At 47.0% G+C, this 10,894-nt stretch carries 3 protein-coding genes; all 3 read right to left on the reverse strand.

What is annotated here, in order from left to right; genetic code table 11:
- Positions 1-14 precede the first annotated feature (14 nt).
- Positions 15-968 carry an acyltransferase domain-containing protein gene (locus HFD99_RS02450; protein ID WP_025365238.1) on the reverse strand — a complete coding sequence of 318 codons (954 nt, stop codon included), beginning with the start codon at positions 966-968 and terminating at the stop codon, positions 15-17.
- Positions 969-1,030: 62 nt separating this feature from the next.
- Entirely contained in the window at positions 1,031-1,906 is an 876-nt protein-coding gene (locus HFD99_RS02455) for an SDR family NAD(P)-dependent oxidoreductase (protein WP_025365239.1), read from the reverse strand.
- A gap of 59 nt (positions 1,907-1,965) precedes the next feature.
- Positions 1,966-10,884: a hybrid non-ribosomal peptide synthetase/type I polyketide synthase gene (locus HFD99_RS02460; RefSeq protein ID WP_167440794.1), complete on the reverse strand. Its 8,919-nt coding sequence runs from the start codon at positions 10,882-10,884 to the stop codon at positions 1,966-1,968.
- Between the last annotated feature and the right edge of the window lie 10 nt (positions 10,885-10,894).

Below are 10,894 nucleotides of genomic sequence, written 5' to 3' on the forward strand. Positions count from 1 at the left end.
GTAATGGATGCATATTAGGCAAATATTTCGAACAGACGATCCAAATTTTTTATGTCCTGTTGGAAAGGGGAGAGAATGGAACAAACGCTTGCCTTTTTCTTGGGGCCAAAATTATACTTTACAAAATTAGCAAGCGTGCCCGAGGGACCGAGATCAATATAGACAACCCCGTCCCTGTCTCCCAGACACTTTAGAGCGCTCTGAAATTGCATAGGCTTTCTAGTAACATCCCAAAGAAAACGGTTGTCAAGCCATGTCGTCTTCCCGCCGTACATAGATGAAATCATATTTATTTTAGGGCTTCTTATGGTCTTAAGCTTCAAGAACGCCATATATTCCAATGCAATTGGATCCATTAAAGAAGCGTGAAAAGCATAGTGAACTGGCAACCTTTGATAGATCGTTCCATTTGCTTTCAAATAATGTTCAATCTCTGTCAGACCCTCGCAGCTGCCTGAAATAACAAAATGCGAGTCAAAGTTGATGGCTGCCAGTTCTGAGTTGTTATGCAATACGGGCGCTTCGTCATACAGACCGGAATCGCCAATGACGGCCATCATGCCCCCTTTCGGACAGTACGCCTCCACCAGCTGTGCTTGCTTGATAATGCATTGAAGTGTGTCCTCATAGCTCATGCAGTCAGCCACAGCAACAGAAACAGACTCACCCAGGCTAGAGCCCAAAACATAATCAGGATAAATTCCCTTTTCCAATAACACCTGTGTGAGCGCATATTCAACCATGAAAATTGCAGGGTGAGTATCTAGCAGGGTGTCAAACTCTTCTCCCCTGCGACGCGTGTCATCGTACAGCGTTTTTAATACAGACCTGCCTGTAATATCCGTATGAATCTCATCCAACCTGGTCATCCATGTTCGGAAAACCGGGTTGGACATATATAATTCCTTTCCCATGCCGTAGTATTGCGAACCTTGACCTGAAAACATAAAAACCACTGATCTGTCCATCCGAGTAACCCCCACAACGTATTGATCAGACTCGCCTAAGCAGTTCCTCTATCATTCACAGTTCATAACAAATTGCGCACTAATTGCATTTGGGATGCCGTAGGATTACTTTCATTAAGGACATTCTCCATATGCTGCCTGATTGCAGGTTTGAATTTCGGTTCTGTGATGATATATAGCTGCCCTTTTCGGATGCCCTCAAAAATTTGATGGGCCACATCCTCTGGAAGTATGCCATTTTGGACAGCCTTGCGAGCCAATTCGGTAATGACTTGTCTTTCGGGCGGAAGATTTCCACTCCCATCTGGCTTACGCAGCTCTGTCGGGCGGTTTCGCTCTGCATCCATAATTTGAGTACGGACGAATCCCGGACACACAACCGACACTCCCACATTAGAACCGATCAATCTTAGCTCTTGGTATAGCGTTTCAGACAGGCTTAAAACGGCATGCTTTGACGCGCTGTATATTCCATTTCCAGGACCGGACAGCAGACCAGCAATCGATGCTGTATTTACAATATGGCATGGAGTTTTTTGTTTCACCATAATAGGAACAAAAATTTCGGTAGCAAACAGAATTCCCCAAATGTTTACGTTAATTACCCACTGCCAATCTGCCACAGTATTCTCCCATAATAAGCGGCCTGTGCCGGCATCCACACCTGCATTATTGAACAAAAGATGCACAGCACCAAAGGTCTGAACTGTTTTTTGCGCTAATAAACGAATATCAGCTTCTTTGGAAATATCGGTCACAACAGATAGTGTAGCTGCGCCCATTTCTTGCAATTCTCGTTCAGTCCTTAGAAGAGCCCCCTCCTCAATATCCGCCAGAACAATCTTCATCCCTTCATTGACACATCGGTCTGCAATAGCTCGGCCAATTCCGCTGGCAGCTCCCGTAATCACAGCTACCTTATCTTTAAACTCCCTCATGTTTACCTCCGGAATATTCGTATTTTTCGTTAGACAGGGTTTTGTTCCCCAATGTGTGCTCAGAAAGGAGAGGTCGGTAAGGGAATTCTACGAACAGTGTGTCCCTCATGGAGAGCCTCCCACGTAATCCTGCCTCCCTGGGTCCAATACATCGCAATATTTTCCAGATTTCTCTCCTCTAGAAGTATTTGAGAAACTTTCTCGCCTACTTTTCCTGACAGAAGTGCACTTTTATTTGAATCTTCTCCGCCTTCTCCGATAAATACTGGAATAGATGCTCTCTCCGGCTCGTTGCCCTGGCCGACTGACTCGATAAGCTCTCTAAGACCAGTTCGCAATTCCTCCCGTGAGCTCGCTACGATTGCCGCCCGGCACTTCATCGCTTCACGGCCTGTCTGAAGGGTGAAAGCAATATCATGTAAGGAAAGCTCGTGCTGCTGCTCTACATATTCAAGTAATTGACTCGCAAGCGCATTTAGTCGCTCCCAGTTTATGTCTGAGAGAATCACTACTTCTGTCTGATCTGCCCCTTGCAACTGGACAGCTTCTTTTGGCGAAGGCATGTATTCTTCCAGAATAAAATGAACATTCGATCCCCCAGCACCGAAGGAGCTTACTGTTGCCCGTAGCGGAAATTCCCGCTCTTCTCCCTCCAGCTCTATTACAGGCCGCTTCCATTCCTGAAGCTCCCGCTGCAAATAAAATGGAGTATTGCTGAACGTAAGATTAGGATTCAGCTTTTCCGCTTTAATGGTGGGAACCAGCTTTCGATGCCACAATTGCAATATGGCCTTGGTAAGCTGCGATATCCCCGAGGCCGCTTCTGCATGGCCTATATTGGATTTAACCGAACCCATGGCACAAAAGTGCTGCTCATCCGTAAATTTCTGGAAAGATTTTTTCAAGGCGACTAGCTCAATCGGGTCTCCTAATGTAGATCCATTGGCTGCTGCCTCTACATAGCTGACTGTCCGAGGGTGAATGCCGGCTTTCAAAAAGTTCTCTTCAACTAGTTGTGCCTGTGCATTGGGATTGGGGACCGTGTACCCGTTACTGTGTCCTCCATGATTAGTGGCCGTAGATTTTATGACTGCTAAAATGCAGTCTCCATCCTCCTCTGCCTTATGAAGCGGCTTTAAGAGAACTGCCCCAACACCTTCAGCAGGAAGATATCCGTCTCCATCCGCAAAGCTTCGACTTTCTTCATGGCTTCCGATCAATTGGTTCTGGCTGGATTCAATATACTTTTTGGGGCTTGTCAACAGATTCCCACCGCCAGCTACTGCGATTTGACACTCACCTCTGATCAGGCTTTCACATGCCATATGGACAGCCACAGCAGAGGAAGAGCTCATCGTATCAATGGATATGCTCGGTCCCTGGAAATTGAAATAATGCGACATGGGGTTGGCGACGGCAACAGAACCAAAGGATGTGATCCGAGGGGCATCCGTATTTGTATCACAGGTGCAGTATTTATGATACGTAGCACCAACGTAGACCCCAACCTTGGATTGGTGTTTTTTCTGTAGCATCTCTCGCGTATATCCCGCACTTTCCAGCAGGCTCCATATCATTTCCAGGAAAAGCTGTTCCATAGGGTCCATCAAACTCACCTCATAAGGAGTGAGGTGAAAGAAAGAAGAATCCAACGGATTTATTCTGTTTAGGAAGCCCCCCCACTTGCAGTAGGTTTTTCCCGGTTTATTTCTTTCTTTATCAAAGTAAAGATCGTGATCCCAGCGATCTTTGGGAACTTCGGTAATGCAGTCCTTGCCCTCTTGGAGATTTCTCCAAAATTCTTGAATATTTTCCGCTCCAGGATATTTTCCAGACATCCCGATGACAGCAATGTCCATCGCTCCTGTTTCTGTTTTTGTTTCTATTTTTGTCTTCGTTTCTTTTGCCTCCTCCTTAGGCTCTACTCGCACTGACGAAATAGGTGAGTGCCGAAATAAAGGAGAGGGCGCCTTTGCATGCTCTACGATGCGCATGGATTTCGTGCTGGCTGCCGCGACTAGCTCTTGCTCAGCACCAAACAAAGCGTTCAATTCCTCCCGATGAGATTCCAAGAAGTAATCCGTTAAACTCTGGATATTCGGATATTCAAACAGTAAGGTTCTGGACAGTGATCCAAACGTTTCTTCCAACTGATCGGTTATTTCCATAGACTTTATGGAGTCAACCCCATAGTTTTCTAAGTTTTTATCCTCTTCAATGCGCTGTTCCGGCAGTCCAGTGGATGAGGAAAGTAAGCCCTTTAGATAACCTGTTATCTGATCACGCAACCGCTCTTCTCCAGCCAGGGATTTTGTCTCATTGGCTACGGAAGCCGTGTCAGCTATTGCACTTACAGTCGCTACCTGATCCAGACCAAACAAAGTGCTTAATTCGTCTCGGTGAGATTCCAGAAAATATTCGGTTAAGCTTCGGATATTCGGATATTCAAACAGTAAGGTTCTGGACAGCGATCCAAACGTTTCTTCCAGCTGATCGGTTATTTCCATAGACTTTATGGAGTCAACTCCATAGTTCTCCAGGTTTTTATCCTCTTCAATGCGCTGTTCCGGCAGTCCGGTAGACGAAGAAAGCAAGCCTTTTAGATAACTTGTCACCTGATCACGCAACTGTTCTTCTCCTGGTCGAAGTTCTGTATCCATTGCTGTCGTAGCGGTGGTGGCTTTTACACCTACAGTTACTGCCTGCTCCAGACCAAACAGAGCGATTAATTCGTCTCGATGAGATTTTAGAAAATACTCGGTTAAGCTCCGGATATTCGGATATTCAAAAAATATCGTCTTCGACACCTGATCGAACGTTTTCTCCAACTGGTCAGTCAGTTCCATGGACTTGATAGAATCCACCCCGTAATTTTCCAACGGCGCATCCTCTTCAATTCGATATGCAGGCAGTTCGATTGACGAAGACAACAAAGTCTTCAAGTAATGGGCCGTCTTTTCACGCAGCAGATGTTCATCTTGAACAGACACTGTCTTATTTTCTGAGAAAGGAGCGATGTTGTCTTCTGATCCGAGTCTCTGATCTCGGGCTGCTTCTCCGCTGTCTTCAAGCTGTCCTTCTATAATCATCATTCTGCTGATCAGCTCAATGTCTCCTTCTACCACCATCGCTTGATTCGATATGCAGGCTATACTTTGATACAACGCACGAATACCAGTCTCTGTCCTCATCGCATACATGCCTACATTCTGCAAAGCTTTTTCCGTCTCCTGGTCAGGTCGCATTCCGCCGTCTTTCCATAACGGCCAATTGATCGACAGCGTTTTGCCCATACGCTCCCAGGAGGATACCAAAGTATTACGATACCAAGCATAGGCATCCATGAACGCATTCGCGGTGGCATAGTCAGACTGACCCGCATTTCCGCCCACTCCGGCAGCTGATGAGAAAAGAATAAAGAAATCTAGGGGCATGTCCTTACTGGCCTGATCCAAATTGGCTAGTCCGGCCACCTTCGGTGCCAGAACTTCCCTGAATTCTGCGCTCGTCTTTTTGATAATATAGTTATCTTTAATGATTCCAGCACTGTGCAGAATGCCGTTAATTCCGCCGTATGCCATTTGGATGTCCTCAATCAGGCCAACCACCGCTGCCTTCTGCGTGACATCCACCTGTCTGTATTCCACCTTGGCGCCCAAAGCCTTCAATTCTTCCAATTGGGCCAGCTTGTCCTCGGTCAGCAGGGACCGCCCAGTCAGAATCAAGGTTGCTTCCCTGGTCTGGCGCGCAATTTCTTTGGCAAAAATTAGACCCAGGCCCTTGGCACCTCCAGTAAGCAGGTAAACCCCATGATCTTTCCATGGAATTTGTGGTGTCGCTGGCATTTCAACCTTGTTCCAGGCAGGAATCCAACGTTTACCTTCTACAAACCGGATGCGGCTGTCCTCTGGACGCTGACTGCTCGACCTTAATATTTCAATGAGTCCTTCATTTTTTTCCGTTTCCCCTACTTCAATCAGTTGCCCGTAGAACTTTGGATTTTCCTTATGAGCCGTTTTGAGTATGCCACACAGCCCGGAGAAAAGTAGTTTCTCATTTCCAGACATCGTTACCATTTGTACCAGCACTTTGCCTTTAGGCTTGTCAATTAGGATGCCTTGTATTTTCTCAAAAACCTGAACGGCATATGTTTCAAAGCGTCGGTCGACCTCTTCCATGCGGGCTTGTAGGGTGATGCATTCCACGCCTGTCAAGGAGGCCTCGACATGTACTGCAGCTATGGCATCTGTCTCACAAAGTATGACCACATGCCGTTCGTAGTCGGTTGCTATGGTTTCCTTATTAGCCGCCTGTTCTTTCCAGAATGGCTGTAGCATCATTGCACCGAGCGGTTGCTCACAAGTCTCCGCTTCCTTATAGGAGACCCCTTTTATGCGCACACAGATTCTGCCTGCCTCGTCGCACAAATCAATATCATACTTGTGCATCTTATGATTAATCTGATTTCCTCTTCCATGCCGTACTAACGCCCACATTTTGCTCGGACATTCCTGAAATATTTGAAGCTTATCTATCGCAGTCGGCAGTATTTTTTCCCGAGAATCAATGCCATTGAACTGCATAACATTTTCATTATTCGAAAGCAGGTATAACGGCAATTGCAGGGCAGCACTTGTCATGAAGGGATGCATAACAAATAGGCCCCCAGTATTCGCAATACCGGAAGGCAGTGATAGCTTGGCCAACACCAAACCCTGACCTATATAAACTTGCTCAGCGGACTGGAATTCCGAATTGTAGTTGGCTCCAGTCGTGCGCAGTGCTTCATCGTCTCCCCTAGGTAAAATATGATCAATGCACTCCATCTGCAAAGCCTGAATATCTAATGTTTCCGTTCTATTTAAAGCCTCCAGCTCGGCACTTCCCTCGCTGTGTAAGACAGGATCTCCTGCTTCGGTTCGTGTGCTGTAAATTTTGAAGCCAATTCCACCTTGATCTCCCGGAAAGAGTCCTATATGTATTTCCGGCTGATCTCCTATGACAGGAGCATGTGTCCATACCATGTCTGTGAGTGTGATGCCTGCCTGACCCTTCTCCTGAACTGTTAACGATTGTTCAACCGCTGCCCGCGCCATTTCAAGACATGCTCCATCCGACAGGACAAGTCTTCCATCAACGACGGAGTTATTCAGATAAAACTCCTGACCGTTGAAGATTGAGCTGAATCTTTGCTCAGAAAGAACGGAGGTATTGTGATGCAGTAAGGGGTGCAGATATGCCGGAGTGACGCCAGCGGGCTTTTCTTCATCTACTGATATCCAGTAGCGTTCCCTAGCAAAGGGATACGTGGGCAAACTGATGCGGAAAGGCTGGACATCACTGTAAAGTCTGTTCCAGTCAATGTGCACACCCTTGACCCACAATTCCGAAAGCCTGCCGTATTTCTCTGCTAGATTCCAGGCATCAGAGGATTCATCCAGCGCTTCTTCCTGCTTAACGACATCTAAACTCTCCTTATCTCGTTTAGCCTGTCCCCGATAAAGCTGTACAATATTCTGCCTTCCCCCAATAAATTCCTGCAGCTTGTTTCTAAGTTCCTCCACTGACTGAACGACCACAGCAAGGCGCTCTTCCATCGCCTCACGCCCTATCTGCAAGGTGTAAGCCACATTTATCAGGTCATTATCCGAGAAGTCATTTTTATCCATTGCAGCAGTCAATTGAACAGCCTGCTCTTTCAATGCTTCATTACTTTTGGCCGACAATACGATGACAACTGGCCTTTGCGGAGTAGAGGCAGCCTGTTCTGCTGGAATGTATTCTTCAAGAACGATATGGGCATTAGATCCTCCGGCTCCGAAGGAAGATATTCCTGCAATTCTCGGGTATTCCCGTTGCTCGCCGTTTTCCTCCAGAATCGGACGTTTCCATTCAGCAAGTCCCTGCTGAACTGCAAATGGCGTCTTGGCAAAATTTATATTGGGATTCAATACTTTGGCATGCAGACTTGGGGCAATTTTCTGGTTTTTCATTTGCAGTATAATTTTAGCGACACCCGCAATCCCTGCGGCCGCCTCCAAATGGCCTATATTTGATTTTACCGAGCCAATCGCACAGAACCCTGTATCCTGTGTATCCTTCTTGAAAGCCTGGGTAAGTCCGGTAATTTCAATAGGATCACCAAGCTCTGTCCCTGTTCCGTGGGCTTCAATATAACTGACTGTTCGAGCATTGACGCCTGCTTTATCCAAAGCCTCTCGGATCAATTCTCCTTGTGCTACCGGATTAGGAACGGTATATCCGTTCGTTTTTCCACCATGATTGATACTAGTTGCGCGAATAACCGCATAAATATGATCCTTGTCAGCAATGGCCCGAGATAAAGGTTTGAGCAGCACAACGCCCGCACCTTCACCAGGGACAAATCCATCCCCCCCTTCGCCAAAACTCTTGCAACGTCCCTCTGGCGATAGCATTCGCATTGTGCTTAGAAAAACATAGTTGGAAGGATGAAGATATAAGTTGACTCCACCTGCAATGGCAATCTCGCATTCTCCGTTATGAATATGCTCACAAGCCTCATGGATTGCAGTTAATGACGAAGAGCACATGGTATCGACCGAAAAGCTCGGCCCCTTCAAATTTAAGAGATACGATATTCGATTGGCTACCGAACTGAAGGATGTGCGAGGAAAGATCGGTTTGCCTTGCTCCCACAGCTTGGGCCCGTATAAATTGAAGCCTGTTGCGGTAATGCCTGCAAAGACGCCGATTCGCCCATTGTATTGCACTGCAAGCTGATCTCTGCTATATCCAGCATCCTCGAAGGCCTTCCAGCATTCTTCCAGGAATATCCGTTCCTGAGGGTCCATACTCATCGCTTCCCGGGGCGATATATTGAAGAAAAGAGGATCAAAATCTGCAAAATCCTCCACAAATCCTCCAGATTTGCTATAGCTTTTGCCCTTCTCCACAGCTTCCTTGATGTCAGGAGAGTAAAATCCTTCTCTCTTCCAGCGATCCGCAGGGACCTCTGTAATACAATCTTTGCCCTGTTGTAAATTGCTCCAGTATTCTTCCATATTTTTTGCTTGTGGAAATCGTCCGCTCATGCCAATAATGGCTATTTGCTCGTGTTTCGCACTGCCTGTGTCTATAGCTGCGCTGCTGATACGTTGGTTTTCTTCCTTTGGCAGAGTCGGCAATGATAATTCGCTATTAACATGCAAGGATGCAGGGACGAAGTTTTCTTCCGGCTCCAGCCGTCTGCCAAGTCCTGTCCACCGTACGCATTCCTCATAGTAGTCAGCAATAAAATATTTCGCTACCGCTTCCAACGTCTGATATTCAAAAAACAGGGTCATCGAGATTTCACCAAAAACTCCCTGAAGCTTTTGATTGAGCCTTGTAATCATGATGGAGTCTATGCCGTAGCTCTCCAAAGGCTCACTGACATCAATCTTTTCAACGCTCAGCTTAGTCACTTCTCCAAACAACACTTTAAGCTGGTGCAAGGTTTTTTCCAGAAGCAGCTCAGGATTTATTGGTGAAGAAGCTGTCTCTTCAACGTACACGTTCTCCTGTGGCTGAGGCTCCAATAGATGCTTCCGCAATCTGGACAAATCCCCCTCTATCACCAGCACCTGCTTCTGGCCAGAGGCCAGGCTATCATATAAAGCCTTAACGCCGTTTGAAGTTTGCATGGCCACCATGCCAATACTTTGCCAAACCCTCTCCGTTTCAGCATCCGCATGCATGCCTCCATCCTTCCAGAGAGGCCAATTGACAGACAGCGTCTGCCCTTTGCGCTCCTTGCAAGAGACGAGGCTGTTTCGATAAAAGGCATAGGCATCCATAAACGCATTTGCTGCGGCATAGTCGGCCTGACCAGGATTGCCCATAATCCCTGCGATGGAAGAGAAGAAAATGAAGAAATCAAGATCTAGCTCCTTCGTCGCCTGATCCAAGTTGACCACCCCGGCTACTTTGGGCGCCATTACTTCCTTGAACTCTTCCTGTGTCTTATGAATCATAAAACGATCCTGTATCACCCCTGCGCTATGGAGGATGCCATCAAGCCCCCCGTGCTCCTCTCGGATCTTTAGGAGCAGTTGCGAGACCTCTTCCTTTCGGGATACATCCGCTCGTTTGTACTCTACGCGGGCTCCCAGCGCCTTCAACTCCTCCAGTATGACCTGCTTGCCTTCATCAAGCATGGAACGTCCTACAAGGACTAGCGTAGCTTCTCGGACTCGCCGGGCGATATCTCTCGCCAAAACAAGCCCTAAACCTCCTGCACCGCCCGTAATCAAATAAATCCCCTGATCCTTCCAGGGCACTCTTCCCGGAGTTTCAGGGGCTTTCATTTCATTCCAGCTGAGAATCAGACGTTTACCGTTCTCATACCGTATCCTTTTGTCTTTGGGGTATTGACTGTTCTCTTTCAATTTCTCAACGATCTCTTCCAAACCTGTAGCTTCCAATTCAACAAATTGCCCTACGATTTTTGGATTTTCTTTTTCGGCTGTTTGCAGCAATCCCAAAAGCCCAGCAAAGAGCTGCTGCCCGGTTTGTGAAGAAGCAGCAATCTGTACCAACACGCTGCCCCTCAAGTTCTCTTTGAGGAGCATTTGCACTTCTGCAAGCAGTTGAAGGGCATAGCGCTGAAAGCGTTCATCCATGCCGGTCAAACCGGCATGGAGCTTGATGCATCGGGTTCCTTTCATGAGCGCTTCAATACTTCGCTCTGAGATATGATCAAGTTCACAAAGCACCACCAGATGCTGGCTACATTCATGAAGAGTCGCTTTTTGGAGCGCAGCTTGCTCTTTCCATGAAGGCTCAAGCATAAGGACTCCTGTATCCGCCAGAGCCCCCTCCGTGTTCCCTGCTCTGCTGTGCAGAGTTCCATCTGAAGCCATTTGAGCTTGAATTTGGCGTATTCTGAGGAGAGCCTCCTCTTTCTGCATCCGTCCGCTTTTTACCTCACCCAGAATAGTTTGAAAAAAGTCCTTCATCTTCGATTGC

Source organism: Paenibacillus sp. EKM301P (assembly GCF_011800295.1).
Lineage (GTDB): Bacteria > Bacillota > Bacilli > Paenibacillales > Paenibacillaceae > Paenibacillus > Paenibacillus polymyxa.

Excerpts from the sequence above, each read along its gene's own strand:
- HFD99_RS02450 (WP_025365238.1), bottom strand. The coding sequence starts at position 968 with ATGGACAGATCAGTGGTTTTTATGTTTTCAGGTCAAGGTTCGCAATAC.
- HFD99_RS02455 (WP_025365239.1), bottom strand. The coding sequence starts at position 1,906 with ATGAGGGAGTTTAAAGATAAGGTAGCTGTGATTACGGGAGCTGCCAGC.
- HFD99_RS02460 (WP_167440794.1), bottom strand. The coding sequence starts at position 10,884 with ATGAAGGACTTTTTTCAAACTATTCTGGGTGAGGTAAAAAGCGGACGG.